Here is a 21008-nt window from a genome sequence, read left to right as displayed (position 1 = left end):
AATGGGGTCAGCCGAATTGGCGGGCCGGCACCGTGCCTTCGGCAAAGACGTGCTTGAGACCATCCTCGGGCGTACAGAGCGGTTGCGAGAGCGCCCATTCGAAAGCCGCGGCGATCTCGGCCTTGACCTCCGCCTCGATGTCGAGCGCCTTCTGTTCCTCGAGGATTCCCCAGTCGACGAGGATGTTGCGCGCGATGTCCACCGGATCGCGCTGCATCCAGGCGCGGACCTCGCGCTCGGGGCGGAAAGAGGTGATGGCGAGCGGGTCGTAGCCGAAGGCACCGAGCTCGCCCTCCTTGGCGCCGGGGGCGCCCCAGTGGTTGTAGTAGCGGTAGGTCTTGGCCTCGATGAAGCTCGGGCCGCCGCCGGCGCGGGCGCGGTCCACCGCCTCCTTCGCAACGTTGTAGACCTGGGTCACGTCCTGCCCGTCGACGGTGCGCGACGGGATGCCGTAGGCCGCCGCCGCATCGGCGATGTCCTTGTGCGGGCAGGAGTACGAGTAATGCGCGTACTGGTGATAGAGGTTGTTCTCGCACACGTAGATCAGCGGCAGGTCGAGAAGCTTCGCGTTGTTGAGCGTGGAATGGAAATGCGGCGCGGCGTAGTTGCCGTCGCCCGCAAAGACCACCGCCACCTGGTCCGAGCCGCGCGCCCGGAAGGCGAAGGCCGAGCCCGAGGCGATGACCGGCGCCGGGCCGATCATCCCGTCGGCGCCGATGAAGCCCACCGAGGGGTCCGAGATATGCATCTCGGCCGCGTAGCCGCCGTTCATGCCGGTGGCGCGGAAGTCCATCTCGGCCACCATCGTCGGGATGTCGACGCCCTTGGCGATGGCATGGCCAGAGGGCCGGTGCGAGGAATAGACGAGGTCGATCTGCTCGAACGGCCCGTCATTGCGCAGGGCCGCGCAGACGCCGGTCGCGACCGCCTCCTGCCCGGCATAGAAGTGGTTGTAGCCCCGGTAGTCGGGGTTCGCGAGCATCTGGTCGGCCTGGGTCCGCTCGTGCCAGCGGATCCTCAGGATCGTCCGGTACATGTCGACGAGCTTGTCGTCCGGCAGATCCATCGCGTGATAGCCGATGTCGCCGTTTGCGAGCGCCCGCCGCGTCGACAGCGATGCCGCCGCGCCGGTCAGTGCCGCGAGCTTGAGAAAGCCGCGGCGGCCTTCAGATTGCGGTGCTTGCCCTTCGTCTTCAGGGCAGGTCACCAGATTCCCTTGATGGTCTGTCATGTTGTCCTCCCGACAGCCGATCTCGCGCCGTCGCTCCGGCGACAGGCGCGTTCGGATCACGGGTCAGGATGGCGCCGATCGGCCGGCGCTGCATTGACGCGCGTCAGTCGTGCGGAGGATGCGGCGCTGCCGTTTCGGAGTCCGTTGCACCCTCCCGCGTCTCGGGTCAGGCCACCCGCCGCAGGGCCAGCAACAGCTGTCCGACCATGAGGGGCCCGAAGCTCAGGCCGACGGCAAGACGCAGGCCCGCTGCGCCGGGGTGCGGCAGGTCGAGGATGCCGGACAGGCCGGGCCACCACAGGGCCAGCGCGATCAGCACCGTGCAGAAGCCGAGCGCAGCCCAGACAAACGGGTTCCGCGTCACGTCGTTCCGCAGGAGCCGCCCGCCCACCGACCGGACATTGAACACGTTCCAGAGCTGGGCGAGCGCGAGCGTCACGAAGGCGACGGTCACCGCCCGCTGCGGGTCAAGACCGAGCCAGAACAGCGCGAGTCCAAAGGCGGCGAGCGTCGCGGCGGTGATGATGCCCCCCAGAACACCGATCCAGATCCACTCCGGCCGCCCGACGATCGGCTCGCCCGGATCGCGTGGCGGGCGCCGCATGACGCGGTCCCCGCCCCGCCCGAAGCCGAGCGCGAAGGCGGGAAAGACATCCGTGACGAGGTTCAGGAACAGGATCTGCAGCGGCAGGAGCGGCGGCGGCAGGCCGGCGGCGACGGCGAGGCCGACGACCAGGACCTCGCTCACGTTGCACGACATCAGGTAAACGACGAACCGGCGGATGTTCGCGAAGATCACCCGTCCCTGCCGCATCGCGGCGATGATCGTCGCGAAGGCGTCGTCCATCAGCACCATGTCGGCCGCCTCGCGCGCAACCTCGGTGCCGCGCAGCCCCATCGCGATGCCGATATCGGCCTTCCTGAGCGCCGGAGCGTCGTTCACGCCGTCGCCGGTCATCGCGACGACATGGCCGTGCTTCTGGAACAGCGACACGAGGCGCAGCTTGGTCTCGGGCTCGACGCGGGCGAAGACGTCGGCCGCGAGCACCCGCTCACGCATGTCCTCCCCGGCCGTCTCGGCGTCGAAGCCGCGCAGGTCCCGGCCCTCGATCACGACGAGCCCGTCCTCCCCGAGCCCGGCGTGCCGCGCGATCGTGGCCGCCGTGTCGGCGTGATCGCCGGTCAGCATCACCACCCGCACCCCGGCATCGAGACTGGCGCGCAACGCCTCGGGCACATCGGCGCGGAGCGGATCGAGGAAACAGACGAGGCCGACGAGCGTCAGCCCCTCGTAGGGCGGATCGCCGTCCGATGCCGCCTCCTTCATCGCCAGCGCCAGAAGCCGCAGCCCCTCCCGCGCGGCTTCCGACTGCCGTCGCGCCCAGTCCGCGCACCCGCTTGCGTCGAGCGGGACCGGACCCTCCGCGCCGAGCTGGCGGTCGCAGACCTCGAGGACCGCCTCGGGCGCTCCCTTGACCGCGTAGAGGAAGCGGGCACCGTCGGCATGGACCGAGGCCATCATCCGGCGGTCGGGATCGAAGGCGTGTTTCCGCACGCGGGGATAGTGCTCCTTCAACCATCCGCGCCCGATCCCGGCCGCTTCAGCGGCGGTAAGGAGCGCGATCTCCATCGGGTCGCCGCCGTGATCCTCCGCCGCGCCGTCGCCGGGCTCGGCGTTGATGCAGAGCGCCCCGACCCGCAGCGCCGCCGCGAGACGGTCATCCCCCGCGCGGGCCTCGCCCTTCGCCTCGAACGCCACATCGCCGCCCGCCAGCAGGTAGCGCACCACCGCCATCCGGTTTTCCGTCAGCGTGCCGGTCTTGTCGGTGAGAACGACCGTCGTCGCCCCCAGCGTCTCGACCGACGAGAGCCGGGTGATCAGGGCGTTGCGCGCCGCCATCCGCCACATCCCTCGCGCAAGGCACAGGGTCGCCACGACCGGCAGACCCTCGGGCACCGCCGCCACCGCCAGCGCGACGCCGGTCTGCAGCATGGTGCCGAAGGCATGCCCCTGCAGCACGCCTGCCAAGATCGTCAGCACCGCGAGCGCGAGCGTCAGCCAGACCAGCCGGTGCCCGAGCCGGTCGAGCCGACGCTCCAGCGGCGAGGCCTCGCCCTCGGCGCTTTGCGCGAGATCGCTGATCCTGCCGATCTCGGTGCCCATGCCGGTCGCGACCACGATCCCCTCGCCCGCACCCCGGGTGATCGCGGTGCCCCTGAAGGCCGTGTTGGCGCGGTCGCCGATCCCCGCATCGGCGGCGACGCGGGGCGTGTCCTTCTCGACCGGAGCCGATTCCCCGGTCAGGACGGATTCGTCGACCTGCAGGTTCGACGCCTCGACCAGCCGCAGGTCGGCGGTCACGATGTCGCCCGCCTCCAGAAGCACGATGTCGCCCGGCACGAGGTCTTGGGCATCGACCTTGCGGACACGCCCGTCGCGACGGACCAGCGACCGGACCTCCGCGATCCGCAGCAACGCTTCCATCGACCGCGACGCGCGCAGCTCGGTGAAGAAGCCGACTGCGCCATTGATCACGAGAACGACGAGGATCGCGACGGCCTCGGCGAGATCGCCCAAGATCAGCGACAGTACCACCGCCGCGCCAAGCAGCCAGACGATGATCCCGCTGAACTGGTGCAGGAGAATGGAGAGCGCACTTCTGGCGGCGCGCCTGCGCAGCCGGTTCGGCCCGCAAAGCTGCTGCCGCCGCTTGGCTTCCACGGTCGAAAGGCCCTGCGCGGGATCCGTGGAGAGCGCGGTCGCAACCGCGTCCGCTGCGAGCGCAAATGGCTTGTCCAGCGCCAGTTCCGGCATCCTCGGCTCCCGTCATCCCGTGAAGAACCACCCCGGAGCCCCCGACCGGGCAGCGCAAGTCGTCCGACTTGGCCGGTCAGCCCCGCCTATGCGCGGTAACTCGTCCAGCCGACCCGCCGACTGCCAAGCCCGTCAGACCGGCGTCGCGTGCTTCGCCTCGGCCTTGGCGATCTCCTTGGACGCCTTCTCCAGCGCCTCCTCGCCCGCCGCCACCTCGCCAAGCGCGAGATGTCCGGCGCAGCGCGAGCAGAGCTCGGTCCATTGCCGGATGTCCTCCGTGAGCCGTTCGGCGGAATGGGCCTGCCACTCGCTCACCATACGCAACACCGCGGTCGGGTCCGAGCCACCGCGCTCCATCGCTTCCTTGCTCGCCTTGATCGCCGTCCGCGCCGCCGCGTGCCGCCGCACGAACCAGAGCCGCGTGAACTCCTCGGCCTCGTCGAGGAGCTTCTCCTGCACCTCCCAGAACTGGTGCACCGGCGGTCCGGCCAGCGGATTGAGGCTGAAAGCCGCCATGGCCTGCCGACCGAAATCCATGGCGGGGTTGGTGTCGAGCTTGGGCTTGGCCATTTTCATCCTCCTGCATGGGTCGCGCTGTCCGAGGGTAATCTTGCCCAAAGGCGCAGGCCCGACATTGACAAGGGTCAAGTGCGGCGGTGGGGTCATTGTCATCCCTTCCGCGCGGTCAGGATGAAGCGTTGGTAGACACGGGTGCGCAGCCGGTTGCGCAGCCCGTTCGTCCGGCGTTGCGCGCGGGCGATCGGCTCGTGCGACTGGGTGCGGATGTCGGTGAAGCCCGCCGCCCCCAGCATCGGCGCGAGCCGCGCCGCGGTGAGCCCGTCGCCGAACGGCAGGCGCTCCATGATCGCAGCGTGGCGCTCGCCCAGCGCGCCGTCGTAATCGGGATCGGGCGAGAGCCGCTCCCAGAGCGCGAGTGCCTTCGCGGCCCAGCGGCCCGAGAGCTTCGGCCGCGCCCAGTCGCCGTCGTAGATGAGAAGCCGCCCGCCGGGCCGAAGCACCCGGTGCCAGTCGGTGAAGGCCGCCTCGGGCTCGGTCAGGGTCCAGACCAGATGGCGGCAGAGCACCGCGTCGTAGCGCGCCGTCGGCTCCATCGTCTGGCCGGCATCGGCGAGAAGGAAGCGCAGCCGCGCCTTGCCCACGTGTTTTGCCTTGGCCACCGCCAGCATCGCCTCGGAGAAATCGAGCGCAGTAACGTCATGGCCGAGATCATGGACGAGCCGTGTCACCTCTCCGGTGCCGCAGGCCAGTTCCAGCACCCTGAGCGGCTCGGGCCCGAGATGGTCGCGCATTGGCTGCGCCCAGGCCGCAGCCTCGGGCCCCGGCGCGATTCGGTGGCCGAAGGCGCGGTCGAAGGTCTCCGACCGGCGCGACCAGTAGTCGCGGATCTCCTCGCGGAGCGTGTGGTTGGCAAGGCCGGGCATGGGCCGGGGATGCTGGGTCATGGGATCCGGTCAGGCGATGGCGTGGAAATGGAGAAGGCGGCTTCCATCGGCGGGATCGGTTAGTTCCCGCGCGGCGACACCGAAGACTGCGCGCAGGCGGTCAGGAGTCAGCACCTCTTCGGCGGGGCCGAGCGCCACGAGCCGGCCTTGGTGAAGAACCGCGATCCGGTCGCAGATCCGCGCCTGGTTGAGGTCATGGAGCGCGATGACGCTGGTGACCGGCAGCTCGGCCACGAGGCGCAGGATCGCGAGCTGGTGGCGGATGTCGAGATGGTTGGTCGGCTCGTCGAGGAGGAGGATATCGGGCCGCTGCGCCAGCGCGCGGGCGATGTGGAGCCGCTGCCGCTCGCCGCCCGAGAGCGTGCCCCACTGCCGCTCGGCCAGATCCAGCATCTCGACCGTGGCAAGCGCGCCGTCGACGATGCTCTCGTCGGCCTCCGACCAGGGTGCCAGCGCGTCGAGCCAGGGCGTGCGGCCCAGCTCCACCACCTGGCGGCCGGTCAGCCGCTCGGCGGTCTCGGCGGCCTGCGCCACGAAGGCTACGCGCTGCGCCACGGTGCGGCGCGGCAGGCTCGCCAGCGGCGCGCCGTCGAGCCTCACGGCGCCGGCCTCGGGCCGCGTCAGCCCGGCCAGAAGACGCAGCAGCGTCGACTTGCCCGAGCCGTTCGGCCCGACAAGACCGAGCGTCTCGCCCGGTTTGAGGCCCAGCGTGACGCCGGAGAGGAGCCGACGGTTACGGACGGAGAAGCTCAGTTCATGTGCGTCGATCACAGCCGCCGCCCTCCCCTGACAAGGATCGCCGCGAAGGCCGGAGCGCCGACGAGCGCGGTGACGACGCCGATCGGCAGAACCTGGCCCGGAATGACCACGCGCGACAGGATGTCGGCGAGGATCAGGAACACCGCCCCCATGAAGGCCGAGGCGGGGATGAGCCGCCCGTGGCGCGGCCCGACGAGGAAGCGCGCGGCATGGGGGATGACGAGGCCGACGAAGCCGATCGCGCCGACCATCGACACCATCACCGCCGTGATCAGGGCCGAGGAGCCGATCAGCGCCGCCTGCACCCGCCGCACCGGCACGCCGAGCGAGGCGGCGGCTTCCGAGCCGAAGGCGAAGGCATCGAGCGCGCGGGTATGGAGCGCCACGATCAGGACGCCCGCCACCGCAACCGGCACCGCGAGCCAGACATCGGGCCAGCGCACGCCGCCGAGGCTGCCCATGAGCCAGAACATGATGCCGCGCGCCTGGTCGGAATTGGCCGACTTGGCGATGATGAGCGCGGTCAGCGCGTTGAAAAGCTGCGCGCCCGCGATCCCGGCCAGCACGATCTGCGCCGCGCCCGCCGCCCCCGCGCCGCCCCCCGCCGCGCGGGCGAGCAGCGCGACGATGCCGAAGGCGAGGACCGCGCCGATGAAGGCGCCGAAGGACAGGGACAGGAGGCCCGCGCCGAGCCCGGCGATCGTCACCGCCACCGCCCCAGTCGAGGCCCCGGCCGAGATGCCGAGCACGTAAGGATCGGCGAGCGCGTTGCGCAAAAGCGCCTGCAGAACCACGCCCGACACTGCGAGACCGGCACCGCAGGCCGCCGCGACGATCGCCCGCGTCAGCCGGTAGTTCCAGATGATGCCCTCGTCCACCGGATAGAGCGCGTACCCGGCGCCGAGAACCTTGTTGGCCAGCACCTGGAGGACGGTCAGAGGCGGCAGCGCCGTCTCGCCGATCACCACGCCAGCTAGAAGCGCCGCCGCGAGCCCGGCCAGCGCCAGACCGCACGCACCGATGCGGCGGCCCGCGCCGCCCGAACCCGCGACGGCGAGGCTCATTGCGCGAGCCCGTAGGACTCGAGCGCGTCGGCGAGTTCTTCAACGCCGCTCACGCTGCGGATGGTCGCGTCCATCGTCTGGGCGTCCATCACCACGATGCGGCCTTCCTTGACGGCCGTCATCTGGCTCGCCACCGGATCGGTCTTGAGGAATTCGAGCTTCTTCTCGGCGTCGTCGGCCTCGAAGCGGCGGCGGTCCATACTGGCGATGACGATCACGGTCGGGTCGGCCTTGGCCAGCGTCTCCCAGCCGACGGTCGGCCACTCCTCGTCGCTTTCCACGACGTTCCTGAGTCCGAGCTTCTCCATCATGTAGCCCGGCGCGCCCTTCTGGCCCGCGACGAAGGGATCGGCGGCGAGTTCGGTCGAGGAGAACCAGAAGAGCGCCGAGGCGTCCTTGAGGCCGAGCGCCTGTGCCTTTTCGACGGCAGCGGCCTCGCGCGCCATCAGGTCGGCGACGAGCGCCTCGCCATTCGCGGTCACGTCGAAGATCGCGGCGAGTTCGCGAATGCCCTGATGCACGCTCGCGGTCGAGAACATCGCAAGCCGGGTGCCGTCGGCGCCGGTCGAGTTGTCCTTCGCGACGCAGTCGGTGGGCAGGATGTAGGTCGGAATCGCGAGGTCGTGGAACTGCTGGCGCGTGGCGACGATGCCCTCGGGGCCGACGTGCCATTCGTATTGTACCGCGACCAGGCCCGGCTTCTTTGCGACGACGCTCTCGAAGCTCGGGTCGTTGTCGGCGAGCCGCTCGATCCCGGCGTTGAGGTCGGCGAATTCCGGCAGGACCTCGGAGAACCAGACCGAGGTGCCGGCGACCTTGGCGCCGAGGCCGAGCGAATAGAGGATCTCGGTCGCGGCCTGGCCGACGCTCACCGCCGCGCCGGGGGCGGCGTCGAAGCTGATCGTCTCGCCGCAGTTCTCGATGGTGAGCGGGTACTGGGTGGGGCCTTCCGCCGCGACGGCGGCGGTGGAGGACAGGAGCATGGCCGTCAGGCCGGTGCGCAGGAACATGGGGTCTCCCTCGGGGTCAGGTGGCGACCGGAGGGCAACAGGGGAAGGACCCCGCGCCGCGCATCGCGACGCAAGGATGATGGCCTGCCAAGGCAGCGCCCGGCATGGGACCGCGTCCGGCACAAGTCATCGACACCCTCCCCGGGCAGCCCGCCCGGTCTGGCTACGTTCGTCGATGGCAGGTCTCCTGACTTGCGGGTCCATGCTCGCCCCACCTTCCCGGCCCGTCTTGGGGCCAGTGGTATCCGGGGGTCGCTCGCCGCCTACAGTTGCGGGTGCAGTCACGGCTTCGGCGCCCTTGCGGCTCTTCCTTACCGTGTTCCCTTTTCACCCGGCCGCGCTTGGCTTGGCCGGGACCATCGGCAGCCGTCATGCCCTTTGCCCGGCTGGGCTGTCAAGCCGGTTCCGACCGCTTCCCGCCCCGGAACGACATAGGCTGCCCGAACTTGCGCGCTCAGGTCGAACCGTCCTCATGCGGGGCGGGCGGGATCTGAGTCGTATGGGCAATCGTTGCCGGCGCCCTCCCGGCGCCGATCACCAGCACCGGGCAGCGCGCGGCGTCCAGCAACCGGCGCAGCGCGTCGGGGCCGCGAAACGGGCCCGCCGCGAGATCCACGATCACCACGGCGGCATTGGTCCGGCCGACCCGGCGCAGGAGCGCCTCCTCGGCCTCCGCCTCCGCGCCGGCCATCGGCCCCATCGTCACGATCCCGGTCCCGAGCGCGGAGGCCAGCGTCTCGCCCAGCGCACGCGCGTCGCTCTCGCTCGCGCCAGTCGGCAGGATCGCGACGACGCTGCCGCGCCGGCGATGGACCGGACGGTGGCCGAGGAGCAGCAGGTCCCAGCTCCGCGCCGCCTCCCAGAGACCACTGACAAGCTCGCCCCTGCGCCGCTCGAAGCTCCAGTGGAGCGCGCGGGCCTCGGCCACCCGCGCCAGGCGGGCGCGGAACGCCCGCGCGTCGCTGGCCACGAGAATCCGCATCTGGGCGCTGGAGGGTGCGACCATCAGCATGCCCGAGGAGGTGACGACGCGCTGGCAGTGGAGGCCGGCGACCCCGGCCGCGTCCGGTTCCTCGACCATCACACCGCCGAGATCGGCGGCGACCGCCTCGGCGATGCGTTCGGCGATGGCGATGGCGGTCTCGGCATCAGCGAAGGAGCCCGCGCCGATGAGGATGCGCCGCCGCGTCACGGTCGCCGCGCTCATGGCGCATCCCCCTCGCCGCCCCCGCCCTCCTCGCCGCGGCCGGTGCGGCCGAACCGCCGCCGCGCCTCGGCATATTCGCGCAGCCGCGCCTCGACCCGGCCGTTTACACTGTCCTCGGGGAAAGCGCCGGTCGCATCCCGGGCGCCCGCCGCCCGCCCGGTGAGGATCGCGATGCCCTCGTCGATCGACGCGACCGGGATCACCCGGAACCTGCCCGCGCGGGCGGCCTCGACCACATCGTCGCGCAGCATCAGGTGCTCGACGTTCGATTTCGGAATCAGCACGCCCTGCCGCACGGTCAGCCCGCGCGTCAGGCAGGTTTCGAAGAAGCCCTCGATCTTCTCGTTGACGCCGCCGATCGCCTGCACGTCCCCGGTCTGGTTCACCGATCCCGTCACCGCGAAACCCTGTGCCACCGGAAGCTCCGAGAGTGCCGACAGGAGCGCATAGAGTTCGGCCGAGGAGGCGCTGTCGCCATCCACCCCGCCATAGCTCTGCTCGAAGACGAGGCTCGCGTGGAGCGAGAAAGGCGCGTCGAGCGCGTAGGTGGCGGCGAGGTAGCCCGCGAGGATCAGCACGCCCTTTGAGTGGAGCGGCCCGCCAAGTTCCACCTCGCGCTCGATGTCGATGAGCTTGCCCGCCCCCATCCGGCACCGCGCGGTGATCCGCGACGGCCGCCCGAAGCGGAAATCGCCGAGCCCGATGACCGACAGCCCGTTGACCTGCCCGGCCTTCGCGCCGTCGGTGTCGATCAGGATCGTGCCCCGCGTGACCGCCTCCTGCATCCGGTCCTTCACGCGCGAGGCGCGCCGGTCCTTCTCGCGGACGGCGCGGGCGACGTCCTCGGCCTCGACCCGGGCGCGCCCGGCCTCGCCGGCATAGTGGTCGGCCTCGCGCATCAGATCGGAGAGCGCGCCGAGATGCAGGGTCAGCTTCTTGCTGTCGTCGGCGATCCGGGTCGCCTCGTCGATGATCCGCGCCACGCCCGCCGCCGCGAAGGGCTTCAGCCCGTCCCGCACGGCATGGGCCGCGATCAGCCGGGCGAAGGGCACGACCGTGTCGCCCGTCCGGTCGATCGACTCCTCGAAATCGGCCTGCAGCTTGAAGAGGTCCGCGAAATCGGGATCGAGCATCACCAGGAGCGCATGCAGCACCCGGTCGCCGATCAGCACGACCCGCACCCTGAGGGGGATCGGATCGGGTTGCAGCGAGGTCGTGGAGACCATGCTCAGCCGCTCGGCCATCGAGGTGATCGCGATCGAGCGGTTCTTGAGGCACTGTTTCAGCGCTTCCCAGGCGAAGGGCTCGGTGAGCACGCGGCGCGCGTCGAGCACAAGGTAGCCGCCATTGGCGCGGTGCAGCGCGCCGGGCTTGATCAGGGTGAAATTGGTGATCAGCGCGCCCATCTGCGAAACATGCTCGATCCGCCCGGTGAGGTGATCGAGCGTCGGCAGATCCTCGGCCACGACCGGCGCGCCGCCTGCCTCCGGCCCGTCGCGCGACACCATCACGTTGACGACATAGCGTTCGAAGGGCGGCTCGCGGTGGTACTTGCGGATCGCCTCGGGGAACGGGCCGGACTTGGCATTGGCCTGCGCGGCGAGGAACAGTTCGGCATTGGCGATCATGTCCTTGTGGACGTCGTCGAGATAGGCGCAGGCCGCGGCGATATCGCAGAACTCCGCCTTGAGCTCGCCGACACGGGCCGAGACCGCGCGTTCGGCCATGCTCGCGTGCAGGATCTCGATCTTGCCGCGCAACTCCTTGTCGAGCTTCGGCGCCTCGCGCAGGACCTTGGCAAGTTCCTCCTGAAGCCGGGCGATCTTCTCGTCGATCGCCTGCTGCTCGGCCTCGTCCAGCTTGTCGTAATCCTCGGTCTTGACGACCTTTCCGTCGCGGATCGCTGCCAGCATGAACCCCATCGGCGTGCGCAGGAGTGCCACATTCTCGGCCTTCGCCTTCTCGACGAAATCGGCCATCGCGGTTTCCTGGCGCTCGCCGTATTCCTCGTCGAGCGCACGGCGCTGGGTCTGGTATTCGTCGGACTCGAAGAGCGCCGGGATGTCGATCGCGAGGTCGTCGACGAGCCCCTGCATCGCGCCCCTGAGCCGTTGCGCAGTGCCTGGCGGCAACCGAAGGGCGCGCGGCTTGTCCGGGGCGTCGAAGTTGTTCACATAAGCCCAGTCGTCCGGCACCGGCAGCTTCTGCGCCTGCTCGGCAAGAAGCCGGTCGACCGCGGAACGGCGCCCGGTTCCGGTCGGTCCCAGCACGAACAGGTTGAAGCCGCGATGCCGCATCTCGGCAGCAAGCCGGATCGCGTCCATCGCCCGGTCCTGACCGATGAGCTGGTCAAGCCCCTCGATCTCGTCGGTGGCGCCGAACGGCAGCTCTGCCGGATCGCAGCGCCGGGCCAGCTCCTCGGCGGGGAGACCCGGTATTTCCGCTGGGTTGAATGCCATCGCTCAAGCCCCCCATTTGCGCTCTCCAGCGAAGCCTGCCGGTCCGCCCCCACCCCCGCCATGATCCCGGTCAAGCCCGCCTAGAAGACGCGGCGGAGCGCCATCGCCTCGATCACGCGCGCCTCGGCCAGCGCGAGGGCGGCGGCGCGCGGGGTCAGGCCGCCGGCCTCTGCGCGCTCCAGAACCTCGTGGGTGTTGCGCGCGATCTTCTCGGCGATGCTGTCCATCGCCTGTGCCTCGGAGCCGCCGGCAAGTTCCACAGCGGCCGAGATCACCCCGCCGGCATTGGCGATGAAATCCGGCAGGACGAGGATGCCGCGCCGGTGCAGGATCGCCTCTGCCGCGTCCGTCGCCGGTATGTTGGCGCCCTCGATCACCACCGCAGCCCGGACCGACGCCGCATTGGCCTCGGTGATCACGTCGGGCCGCGCCGCCGGGATCAGGATATCACAGTCGGCGCCGATCACCGCCTCGGCCGGGCCGGCGCGTTTCGAGTCCAGCTCGGCGACACTCCGGCCCTCTGCCTTCAGTTGGTTCAACGGCGCGAGGTCGAGCCCCTTGGGATCGAAGACTGCGCCCTTCGAATCCGCCACCGCGACCAGGCGCGCGCCTTTCCCGGCGAGAAACTGCGCCGCATGGCGGCCGACCGCGCCGAAGCCCTGGATCGCCACCGCCGCGCCGTCGAGCCGGATGTCTGAGAAGCCTTCCGCGACTCCGGCGGCCACCGCGACCCCGAAGCCGGTCGCGCCGATCTCGTCGAGGGGAATGCCGCCCAGCACCCGCGGCAGGCCGACGGCGCGGCCGATTTCGTCCTTGACCCAGGCCATGCAGGTCTCGTCGGTGCCCATGTCGGGTCCGGGCGTGTAGTCGGAGAGCTGGGCAATGGCCACCGCGAAGCTGCGCATCAGCGCCTGCTTGCGCGCAATGGGCATCGCGGGGTCGGCGAGGATCACCGATTTCGCGCCGCCGTGCGGCAGGCCGGCTGCGGCGTTCTTCAGCGTCATCGCGCGGGCGAGCCGCGCGCATTCCTCGAGTGTCGCGTCCGGCGCCATCCTCGTGCCGCCGATCGCCGGGCCGCAGGCGATGCTGTCGATAACCACGATCGCCCGGAGACCGGTCGAGGGGTTGTCGACATGCACGACCTTCTGCGGACCGAACTCGTCACATAAGCCGAACACCTCATCCATCGCCCGCCTCCTTTCCGCTGATCGCCGGCCGCTCCAGATCGGCGCGGAGCGCGGCGAGGAACCGCGCGGCCTCGCCGCCGGTGACGGCGCGATGATCGAAGGTCAGCGACAGCGGCAGAAGCCGTCGCACCGCCGGGGCACCGCCGACTGCGACGACCGCCTCGGCGATCCGCCCCGCGCCGACGATCGCCACCTGCGGCGGGGTCACCACGAGCGCCGCATGCTCGCCCGCGATCATCCCGAAATTCGACAGCGTGATCGTGCCGCCCCTGAGATCCTCGGGCGCGAGCGTGCGGGCCTCCACCGCCCGGCGAAGGGATGCGACCTCCGCGGCGACGTTCTCCGCTGCCTCGGCGCCGCGCAGCACCGGCGCGAAAAGCCCGTCGGGCGTGTCCACCGCGACCGCGAGGTCGACATGGTCGTGAAGCTGCCGCCGCGTCCCGTCGAACCAGGCATTGAGCGCGGGCTCGGCCCGGCAGGCGGCGACGATGGCATGGACGAGCCGCGGCGTCGGCGGCTCGCCCGGCGGCCAGCCGTGGATATCGGCGCGGTCGGTCACCGTCGCCGGCACGACGCAGCGGTGCGCCGCTGCCATCGCGCGCGCCATCGCCCGGCGCACGCCACGAAGCTCCGCGCCGCCCGAGAGGCCCGAGGTCGCCGCCCGGACATCGGCCGAGGTGATCGCCCCGCCCGGCCCGCTTCCCTTGAGCGCCGCAAGGTCGACGCCCTGCTCCTCGGCGAGCCGCCGCACCGCCGGCGCGGCGGCAACCCTGGCTGGCGCCTTGTGCGCGACCCGAACCGGCGCGGTAGGCCGTGCCGGCTCGGGCGCCGCGAAGTCGCCGACGATGGCACCGGTGTCCGCGCCCTTGCCGGTGTCGATCTCCACAAGCGGCGCGCCTGTGGCCACCACCTCGCCCGGGTCGGCCAGAAGCGCCCTGACGGTGCCCGCATAGGGGGCCGGGATCTCGACCACCGCCTTGTCGGTCTCCACCGTCAGGAGTGGCTGGTCGGTCGTGACATGATCGCCGACCGAGACCTGCCAGGCGACGATCTCCGCCTCCATCAGCCCTTCTCCGAGGTCGGGAAGCCTGAATGTCGTCATGTGAACTCCATCACCTCGCGGGCGGCTCGAAGGATGCGTCCGGTATCCGGCAGGTACTGCGCCTCGAGCCTGAGATAGGGCATGACCGTGTCGTAGCCCGCGACCCGGCGAATTGGCGCGATCAGATGCGTCAGGCAATGCTCGGCCAGGTCAGCCGCGATCTCGGCGCCGAACCCCGTCGTCAGCGCCGCCTCGTGCACGATCACGCAGCGCCCGGTCTTGGCGACCGAGGCCCGCACCGCCACCCGGTCGTAGGGCTTGATCGTGGCGAGGTCGATGAGCTCGGCCGAGATGCCCTCCTCGGCGAGTCGCGCCACCGCCTCGTCCGCCACGGCCAGCATCGCCCCCCAGGCGACGAGCGTGAGGTCCTCGCCCTCGGCAACGAGGAACGCCCGGTCGAGCGGCAGCGCCGCGCCATCGGTCTCCACCGCCTCGCTCACCGCGCGGTAGATCCGCTTCGGTTCGAGGAACACGACCGGATCGGGATCGCGGATCGCCGCGAGGAGAAGCCCGTAGGCCCGTGCCGGCGAGCCCGGGATCACGACGCGCAAGCCGGGGATATGGGCGAGCATCGCCTCGGGGCTCTCCGAATGGTGCTCGGGCGCGCGGATGCCGCCGCCATAGGGCGCGCGCAGCACCATCGGGCAGGTGAGCCGCCCGCGGGTGCGGTTCCTGAGCCGCGACGCATGGTTCACGAGCTGGTCGAGCGCCGGATAGAGGAAGCCCGAGAACTGGATCTCGGCCACCGGCCTCAGCCCCATCGCGGCCGCGCCCACCGCCATGCCGGCTATCACCGTCTCCGACAGCGGCGTGTCGCGCACCCGCGCCGAGCCGAACCGCTGCATGAGCCCGTCGGTGGCGCGGAAGACGCCGCCATCGATGCCGATATCCTCGCCGAAGAGGATCACGTCGGGATCGGTCTCAAGCGCATGGGAGAGCGCCGCCCGGATCGCCTCGATCATGGTCAACTCAGCCATCGCCCGCCGCCTCCTCGGCCAGCGCGGCGAGGTCGGGCGGCAGGGTTGCGTGGAGATGGTCGAACATCGCCCGGCGCGGCGCCGGTTCGATGGCGAGATAGCGATCGGCCGCCGCCTCGACCTCGGCCCGCACCTCGCGCAGAAGCGCCTCCTCCTTCGCCTTGTCCCAGCCGTGGCGCGCGACGAGAAGATTGCGGAGCCGCACCAGCGGCTCCTCCTTCCAGTGCGCGCTGACCTCCTCATCCTCGCGGTAACGGCTGGCATCGTCGGCGGTGGTGTGGTCGCCGAGCCGGTAGGTCAGGCACTCGATCAGGCTTCCGCCCTCGCCGGCGCGGGCGTGCGCGAGCGCGCGCTCGGTCGCAGCACGGACCGCGATCACGTCGTTGCCGTCGACCTGCGCGCCGGGCAGACCGCCCGCGATCGCCTTCTGCGCCAGCGTCTGCGCCCCGGTCTGCTCCCTTCGGCGCACCGAGATCGCCCACTGGTTGTTGCTGATCACGAAGACGACCGGCAGGTCCCAGGCGCCGACAAGGTTCAGCGCCTCGTAGAAGTCGCCCTTCGAGGTGGCACCGTCGCCGCCCATCGCCACCACGACGCCCGACTCCTTGCGCTGGACCATCGCCAGTGCGACCCCGGCGGCATGGGGAAACTGCGTCCCGACCGGAATGCAGACCGGGAAATCGCGGCGCGGGCCCGCGAAGTCGTTGCCGCGCTCGTCGCCGCCCCAGTAGAGGAACAGCTCCTCCAGCGTCACGCCGCGCCAGAGCTGCGCGCCATGCTCGCGGAAGGACGGCAGGAGCACGTCCTCAACGCGCATCGCGCTCGCCACGCCGACGCCGATCGCCTCCTGGCCGAGGCTCGACCCGTAGGTGCCGAGCCGCCCGGTCCGCTGCAGCGCGATGGCCTTGGCGTCGAAGGCGCGGGTCCGCACCATCGCGCCGTAGAGCGCGGCGAGCGTGTTTGCATCCTCGGCGAAATCCGGCAGCTTGCCGATCGGCTTGCCTGTCGCGTCGAGACACGCGCTGCAATCGATCCGGAAACTCGCGGCCCGGGTGGACATGGCTCCCCTTCCCCGCGCCGCCGCTGCACCTGGCCGCAGGCCGCGGCGCGTCTCGTCATCATAGCAGCCTATGGCCCGCCGCGGGCGGCCACATTGACGCAGCGCAGCGCCGCGGTTTCCTTCCCCCGCAAGAAAGGGCCGCCGCATTTGATTGCGGCGGCAGTTTGGGGGGAGGGAAGGGGGTGGTTCAGATGTCGAGGGTGTTGTCGCGTTCCCACTGGGTGAAGTGGGAGGCGTAGGCGTTCCATTCCTGGGTCTTGAGCTTGATGAAGGCGGCGGAGAACTCGGGTCCCATGGCCTCTTTCAGTTCCTCGTCCGCGTCGTAGGCGCGGATCGCGTCGAGCAGGTTCAGCGGCAGTTTCGGCGCGCCGGTGACGGTGTGGCCGTCCTTGTACATGTCGATGTCGTGGCGCGGGCCGGGGTCGGCGTTGGTGCGGATGCCCGAGAGCCCGGCGGCGATGATCACGGCCTGCAGCAGGTAGGGGTTGACCGCGCCGTCGGGCAGGCGCAGCTCGAAGCGGCCGGGGCCGGGGACGCGCACCATGTGGGTGCGGTTGTTGCCGGTCCAGGTCACCGAGTTGGGCGCCCAGGTCGCGCCCGAGATGGTGCGCGGGGCGTTGATGCGCTTGTAGCTGTTGACGGTGGGGTTGCAGATCGCGGCGAGCGCGCTCGCGTGCTTCATGATCCCGCCGAGGAAGGCGCGGCCCTGGTCGGAAAGCCCCAGTTCCTTGGAGTTGTCGGCGAAGGCGTTGACGCGGCCCGATCCGTCCCAGACCGAGATATGGGCGTGGCAGCCGTTGCCGGTCTTGCCGGCAATGGGCTTGGGCATGAAGGTCGCGCGCATGCCGTGCTTCTCGGCAATCGAGCGGGTCATGAACTTGAAGAACGAGTGCTTGTCGGCGGTGGCGAGCACGTTGTCGTACTTCCAGTTCATCTCGAACTGGCCGTTGGCGTCCTCGTGGTCGCTCTGGTAGGGCTCCCAGCCGAGGCCGAGCATGCAGTCGCTGATCTCGGCGATCACGTCGCAGCGCCGCATCACCGCCTGCTGGTCGTAGCAGGGCTTGGCGGCGGTATCATAGGCGTCGGAGAGCTCGGCGCCGTCGGGGCTGAGCAGGAAGAACTCCGGCTCGACCCCGGTCTTGACGTGGAGCCCGAGCTCGGCCGCCTTCTCGATCTGGCGGCGCAGCACGTTGCGCGGCGCCTGGGCGAGGTCGGCGCCGTCCATCACGCAGTTCGAGGCGAGCCAGGCGACCTCGGGCTTCCAGGGCAGCTGGATCGCCGAGGCCGGGTCGGGCACCGCGAGCATGTCGGGATGGGCCGGGGTGAGGTCGAGCCAGGTCGCGAAGCCGGCGAAGCCGGCGCCGTCGGCGGCCATGTCGTTGATCGCGGCGGCAGGCGCGAGCTTGGCGCGCTGGCCGCCGAAGAGGTCGGTGTAGGAGACCATGAAGTACTTCACGCCGCGCTCGGCCGCCCATTCGGCGAGGTCGCGCGTCCCGGTCCCTGTCGCTGTGGCCATATCCCGTGCCATGGTGCCACTTCTCCCTGTTGTCGGTGTATCGGTTCTTGTCTCGTTCATCGTCCTGGTCCCGGTCCGTGAGCCCGGTCCCGGTCCCCGGGGCCGGGGCGGGTCAGAACCCGCCGCGGCCGGGGATCCAGGAGGTGCCGGTCAAGGGCACGCCGGCCATCGCCGCGGCCTCGATCGTCAGCGCGCAGAGATCCTCGGGCTCGAGGTTGTGGACGTGATTCTTGCCGCAGGCCCGGGCGATCGTCTGCGCCTCGAGCGTCATCACCTTGAGGTAATTCGCCAGCCGGCGGCCCGCCGCCATCGGGTCGAGCCGGGCCATCAGCTCGGGATCCTGGGTGGTGATGCCGGCCGGGCACTTGCCCTCGTGCCAGTCGTCATAGGCGCCGGCGGTGGTGCCGAGGGCGCGGTATTCGTCCTCGAGATGGGGATCGTTGTCGCCGAGCGCGATCAGCGCCGCGGTGCCGACCGAGGCGACGTCGGCGCCGAGCGCCAGCGCCTTGGCGACATCGGCGCCCGAGCGGATGCCGCCGGAGATGATCAGCTGCACCTTGCGGTGCATGCCGAGGTCCTGCAGCGCCTTCACCGCCTGCGGCAGGCAGGCCAGCGTCGGCTGGCCGACATGCTCGATGAACACGTCCTGGGTCGCCGCGGTGCCGCCCTGCATGCCGTCGAGGACGACGACATCGGCGCCGGCCTTGACCGCGAGCGTGGTGTCGTAATAGGGCCGCGCGCCGCCGATCTTGACGTAGATCGGCTTCTCCCAGTTGGTGATCTCGCGCAGCTCCAGGATCTTGATCTCGAGATCGTCGGGCCCGGTCCAGTCCGGGTGCCGGCAGGCCGAGCGCTGGTCGATCCCCTTCGGCAGGTTGCGCATCTTGGCGACCCGGTCGGAGATCTTCTGGCCAAGCAGCATGCCGCCGCCGCCGGGCTTGGCGCCCTGGCCGACCACGACCTCGATCGCGTCGGCGCGGCGCAGGTCGTCGGGGTTCATGCCGTAGCGCGAGGGCAGGTACTGGTAGACGAGCTTGTTGGAATGGCCGCGCTCCTCCTCGGTCATGCCGCCGTCGCCGGTCGTGGTCGAGGTGCCGGCGAGCGTCGCGCCGCGGCCGAGCGCCTCCTTGGCCGGGCCCGAGAGCGAGCCGAAGGACATGCCGGCGATGGTGATCGGGATGTCGAGCTCGATCGGCTTCTTGGCGAAGCGGGTGCCGAGCACGACCTTGGTGTCGCAGCGCTCGCGGTAGCCCTCGAGCGGGTAGCGGCTGATCGAGGCGCCGAGGAACAGAAGGTCGTCAAAATGCGGCACCTTGCGCTTCGAGCCGCCGCCGCGGATGTCGTAGATCCCGGTCGCCGCCGCGCGGCGGATCTCGGAGTTCATCTCGTTGGAGAAGGTCCAGGACTGGCGCGGCGTGGTCTGCGGGATCTGCGCCGCCTTCTTTTCGTCTTTCATGGCCATCTCCTCAATACGCCGAGGCGTTGTCGATGTGGAAGTTGTAGAGCCTGCGGGCCGAGCCGTAGCGCTTGAACTCTTCCGGCCTGGCCGGCGCGCCGGAGCGCTCGATGAGCTCGCGCAGGATCTCGAGATGCTCGGGCCGCATCTCCTTCTCGATGCAGTCCGCGCCGAGGCTCTTGACCGAGCCGCGCACGAAGAGCCGCGCCTCGTAGAGCGAATCCCCGAGCGCGTCGCCGGCATCGCCGAGGACGACGAGGTTGCCCGACTGCGCCATGAAGGCCGACATGTGGCCGATATTGCCGTAGACGACGATGTCGATGCCCTTCATCGAGATGCCGCAGCGCGACGAGGCGTTGCCCTTGATCACGAGAAGCCCGCCATTGCCGGTCGCCCCGGCATACTGGCTCGCGTCGCCCTCGACGATGACGGTGCCCGACATCATGTTCTCGGCCACGCCGGGCCCGGCCGAGCCCTTCACCACCACGGTGGCCTGCTTGTTCATGCCGGCGCAGTAATAGCCCGTGGAGCCCTTCACCGTGACCTCGATCGGCGCGTCGAGCCCGACCGCGATCGCGTGGTGGCCGCGCGGGTTGGCGATCTCCCAGGCGGTCTGGTTGGTCGAGGCCTTCTGGGCGTGAAGCGTGGCGTTGAGCTCGCGCAGGCTGCTCTTGGAGAGGTCGAATGTCTGCATGGTCAGTGGTTCCAGAAATAGACGGTTGCGGGCTCGGGCTCCCAGACGCGGGCGGTCTCGATGCCGGGCAGGTTGACGAGCGCCCGGTATTCCGAGCCGAAGGCGACGTACTGGTCGGTCTCGGCCATCACCGCGGGCTTGCAGGCGATCGGGTCGCGCACCACGCCGAAGCCGTCCTTGGTGCCGACGACGAAGGTGTAGAACCCGTCGAGATCCTCGAGCCCGGCCTCGAGCGCCGCACCGAGGCTCAGCCCCTGGTCGAGCTTGTGGCTGAGATAGGCGGCCGCGACCTCGGTGTCGTTCTCGGTCTCGAAGCGCATCCCCTCGCGCTTCAGCTCGCGCCGGAGCCCGTTGTGGTTCGAGAGGGACCCATTGTGCACCAGGCACTGGTCGGGCCCCGTGGAGAAGGGATGCGCCCCCATCGTCGTGACCGCGGATTCGGTGGCCATGCGGGTGTGGCCGATGCCGTGGCGGCCGCTCATCTTCGACACCTCGAAGCGCGCCGCCACGTCCTTCGGCAGCCCGACCTCCTTGTAGATCTCGATGATGTCGCCGGCACTCATCACCCGCACCCCGGGGCGCAGCTCGCCAAGCGCCGCCCGCGCCGCGCCGAGCGCGCCGAGCGGCATCCGCAGGACCGCGTGGCTGTCCTTCTGTTCCAGCGTCACCGCCGCCCCGACCGCCTCGCCGAGCGCCTCGGCAAGCCCGGCGAAATCGCGCGCCGGATCGGCCGACTGCACCGTCAACTTGCCCTCGTCATCGGCATCCGACCCGAAGATCGCGATCCCGGCGCTGTCCGGACCCCGGTCCGTCATCGTCACCAGCATCTCGGTCAGAAGCGCCCCGAGCCGAGGCTCCAGCGACCGGTCCTTCAAAAACAGTCCCACAATCCCGCACATCTTCGACTCCCTTGGATCGTCTCCCCAAAACGCTAGCACCATTCCATACACACATCAACTACGAAGAAACAAATATTATGGAGAGGAAAGTTTGTTCGACAGAAATCCG

At 70.2% G+C, this 21008-nt stretch carries 17 protein-coding genes and 1 riboswitch; all 17 genes read right to left on the bottom strand.

Features of this window, described 5'->3' with window-relative positions:
• Positions 1–7 precede the first annotated feature (7 nt).
• Positions 8–1231 (bottom strand): thiamine pyrophosphate-dependent dehydrogenase E1 component subunit alpha, encoded by a 1224-nt coding sequence (locus tag OM960_RS17135; RefSeq protein ID WP_264772805.1) that lies wholly within the window; start codon positions 1229–1231, stop codon positions 8–10.
• Positions 1232–1397: 166 nt separating this feature from the next.
• A complete protein-coding gene (locus OM960_RS17130; protein ID WP_264772804.1) occupies positions 1398–4046 on the bottom strand; it encodes a cation-translocating P-type ATPase in 2649 nt (882 codons plus the stop codon).
• A gap of 132 nt (positions 4047–4178) precedes the next feature.
• Positions 4179–4616: a hypothetical protein gene (locus OM960_RS17125; protein WP_264772803.1), complete on the bottom strand. Its 438-nt coding sequence runs from the start codon at positions 4614–4616 to the stop codon at positions 4179–4181.
• 98 nt (positions 4617–4714) lie between these two features.
• A complete protein-coding gene (locus OM960_RS17120) occupies positions 4715–5509 on the bottom strand; it encodes a class I SAM-dependent methyltransferase (RefSeq protein ID WP_264772802.1) in 795 nt (264 codons plus the stop codon).
• A 9-nt stretch (positions 5510–5518) separates the two neighbouring features.
• The gene (locus OM960_RS17115; protein ID WP_263339430.1) at positions 5519–6280 is read right to left on the bottom strand and encodes an ABC transporter ATP-binding protein; all 762 of its coding nucleotides are present in this window, start codon (positions 6278–6280) and stop codon (positions 5519–5521) included.
• Positions 6277–7332, bottom strand: a complete 1056-nt coding sequence (locus OM960_RS17110; RefSeq protein WP_264772801.1) for a FecCD family ABC transporter permease — start codon at positions 7330–7332, stop codon at positions 6277–6279. The genes OM960_RS17115 and OM960_RS17110 overlap by 4 nt, the downstream gene beginning before the upstream one ends.
• A complete protein-coding gene (locus OM960_RS17105; protein WP_264772800.1) occupies positions 7329–8342 on the bottom strand; it encodes an ABC transporter substrate-binding protein in 1014 nt (337 codons plus the stop codon). The genes OM960_RS17110 and OM960_RS17105 overlap by 4 nt, the downstream gene beginning before the upstream one ends.
• 160 nt (positions 8343–8502) lie before the next feature.
• A riboswitch (cobalamin riboswitch) is annotated at positions 8503–8718 on the bottom strand.
• 78 nt (positions 8719–8796) lie between these two features.
• Positions 8797–9549 carry a hypothetical protein gene (locus tag OM960_RS17100; protein WP_263339424.1) on the bottom strand — a complete coding sequence of 251 codons (753 nt, stop codon included), beginning with the start codon at positions 9547–9549 and terminating at the stop codon, positions 8797–8799.
• Positions 9546–12008 (bottom strand): Lon protease family protein, encoded by a 2463-nt coding sequence (locus OM960_RS17095; RefSeq protein ID WP_264772799.1) that lies wholly within the window; start codon positions 12006–12008, stop codon positions 9546–9548. Before OM960_RS17095 ends, OM960_RS17100 begins: the two co-directional genes overlap by 4 nt.
• Before the next feature lie 80 nt (positions 12009–12088).
• The gene (locus OM960_RS17090) at positions 12089–13195 is read right to left on the bottom strand and encodes a Glu/Leu/Phe/Val family dehydrogenase (RefSeq protein ID WP_263339418.1); all 1107 of its coding nucleotides are present in this window, start codon (positions 13193–13195) and stop codon (positions 12089–12091) included.
• Entirely contained in the window at positions 13188–14297 is a 1110-nt protein-coding gene (locus tag OM960_RS17085; RefSeq protein WP_264772798.1) for a dihydrolipoamide acetyltransferase family protein, read from the bottom strand. Before OM960_RS17085 ends, OM960_RS17090 begins: the two co-directional genes overlap by 8 nt.
• On the bottom strand, positions 14294–15274 hold the full coding sequence (locus OM960_RS17080; protein WP_263339412.1) for an alpha-ketoacid dehydrogenase subunit beta: 981 nt from the start codon (positions 15272–15274) through the stop codon (positions 14294–14296). Before OM960_RS17080 ends, OM960_RS17085 begins: the two co-directional genes overlap by 4 nt.
• Positions 15267–16334: a pyruvate dehydrogenase (acetyl-transferring) E1 component subunit alpha gene (gene pdhA, locus OM960_RS17075; RefSeq protein WP_263339409.1), complete on the bottom strand. Its 1068-nt coding sequence runs from the start codon at positions 16332–16334 to the stop codon at positions 15267–15269. The genes OM960_RS17080 and pdhA overlap by 8 nt, the downstream gene beginning before the upstream one ends.
• A 187-nt stretch (positions 16335–16521) precedes the next feature.
• Positions 16522–17862 carry a type III glutamate--ammonia ligase gene (gene glnT / locus OM960_RS17070; protein WP_264772797.1) on the bottom strand — a complete coding sequence of 447 codons (1341 nt, stop codon included), beginning with the start codon at positions 17860–17862 and terminating at the stop codon, positions 16522–16524.
• A 100-nt stretch (positions 17863–17962) separates the two neighbouring features.
• The gene (locus OM960_RS17065) at positions 17963–19306 is read right to left on the bottom strand and encodes an FMN-binding glutamate synthase family protein (protein WP_263340966.1); all 1344 of its coding nucleotides are present in this window, start codon (positions 19304–19306) and stop codon (positions 17963–17965) included.
• A gap of 10 nt (positions 19307–19316) precedes the next feature.
• Positions 19317–20000 (bottom strand): GXGXG domain-containing protein, encoded by a 684-nt coding sequence (locus OM960_RS17060; RefSeq protein ID WP_264772796.1) that lies wholly within the window; start codon positions 19998–20000, stop codon positions 19317–19319.
• A 2-nt stretch (positions 20001–20002) separates the two neighbouring features.
• On the bottom strand, positions 20003–20899 hold the full coding sequence (locus OM960_RS17055) for a class II glutamine amidotransferase (RefSeq protein WP_263340961.1): 897 nt from the start codon (positions 20897–20899) through the stop codon (positions 20003–20005).
• Positions 20900–21008: the final 109 nt, after the last annotated feature.

It is taken from the genome of Defluviimonas salinarum, assembly GCF_026013545.1.
Taxonomy (GTDB): domain Bacteria; phylum Pseudomonadota; class Alphaproteobacteria; order Rhodobacterales; family Rhodobacteraceae; genus Albidovulum; species Albidovulum salinarum.
This window is presented reverse-complemented; position numbering and strand designations above follow the sequence as displayed.

Coding starts and splice junctions, on each gene's coding strand:
- OM960_RS17135 (WP_264772805.1), bottom strand. CDS start 1,231: ATGACAGACCATCAAGGGAATCTGGTGACCTGCCCTGAAGACGAAGGG.
- OM960_RS17130 (WP_264772804.1), bottom strand. CDS start 4,046: ATGCCGGAACTGGCGCTGGACAAGCCATTTGCGCTCGCAGCGGACGCG.
- OM960_RS17125 (WP_264772803.1), bottom strand. CDS start 4,616: ATGGCCAAGCCCAAGCTCGACACCAACCCCGCCATGGATTTCGGTCGG.
- OM960_RS17120 (WP_264772802.1), bottom strand. CDS start 5,509: ATGACCCAGCATCCCCGGCCCATGCCCGGCCTTGCCAACCACACGCTC.
- OM960_RS17110 (WP_264772801.1), bottom strand. CDS start 7,332: ATGAGCCTCGCCGTCGCGGGTTCGGGCGGCGCGGGCCGCCGCATCGGT.
- OM960_RS17105 (WP_264772800.1), bottom strand. CDS start 8,342: ATGTTCCTGCGCACCGGCCTGACGGCCATGCTCCTGTCCTCCACCGCC.
- OM960_RS17100 (WP_263339424.1), bottom strand. CDS start 9,549: ATGAGCGCGGCGACCGTGACGCGGCGGCGCATCCTCATCGGCGCGGGC.
- OM960_RS17095 (WP_264772799.1), bottom strand. CDS start 12,008: ATGGCATTCAACCCAGCGGAAATACCGGGTCTCCCCGCCGAGGAGCTG.
- OM960_RS17090 (WP_263339418.1), bottom strand. CDS start 13,195: ATGGATGAGGTGTTCGGCTTATGTGACGAGTTCGGTCCGCAGAAGGTC.
- OM960_RS17085 (WP_264772798.1), bottom strand. CDS start 14,297: ATGACGACATTCAGGCTTCCCGACCTCGGAGAAGGGCTGATGGAGGCG.
- OM960_RS17080 (WP_263339412.1), bottom strand. CDS start 15,274: ATGGCTGAGTTGACCATGATCGAGGCGATCCGGGCGGCGCTCTCCCAT.
- pdhA (WP_263339409.1), bottom strand. CDS start 16,334: ATGTCCACCCGGGCCGCGAGTTTCCGGATCGATTGCAGCGCGTGTCTC.
- glnT (WP_264772797.1), bottom strand. CDS start 17,862: ATGGCACGGGATATGGCCACAGCGACAGGGACCGGGACGCGCGACCTC.
- OM960_RS17065 (WP_263340966.1), bottom strand. CDS start 19,306: ATGAAAGACGAAAAGAAGGCGGCGCAGATCCCGCAGACCACGCCGCGC.
- OM960_RS17060 (WP_264772796.1), bottom strand. CDS start 20,000: ATGCAGACATTCGACCTCTCCAAGAGCAGCCTGCGCGAGCTCAACGCC.
- OM960_RS17055 (WP_263340961.1), bottom strand. CDS start 20,899: ATGTGCGGGATTGTGGGACTGTTTTTGAAGGACCGGTCGCTGGAGCCT.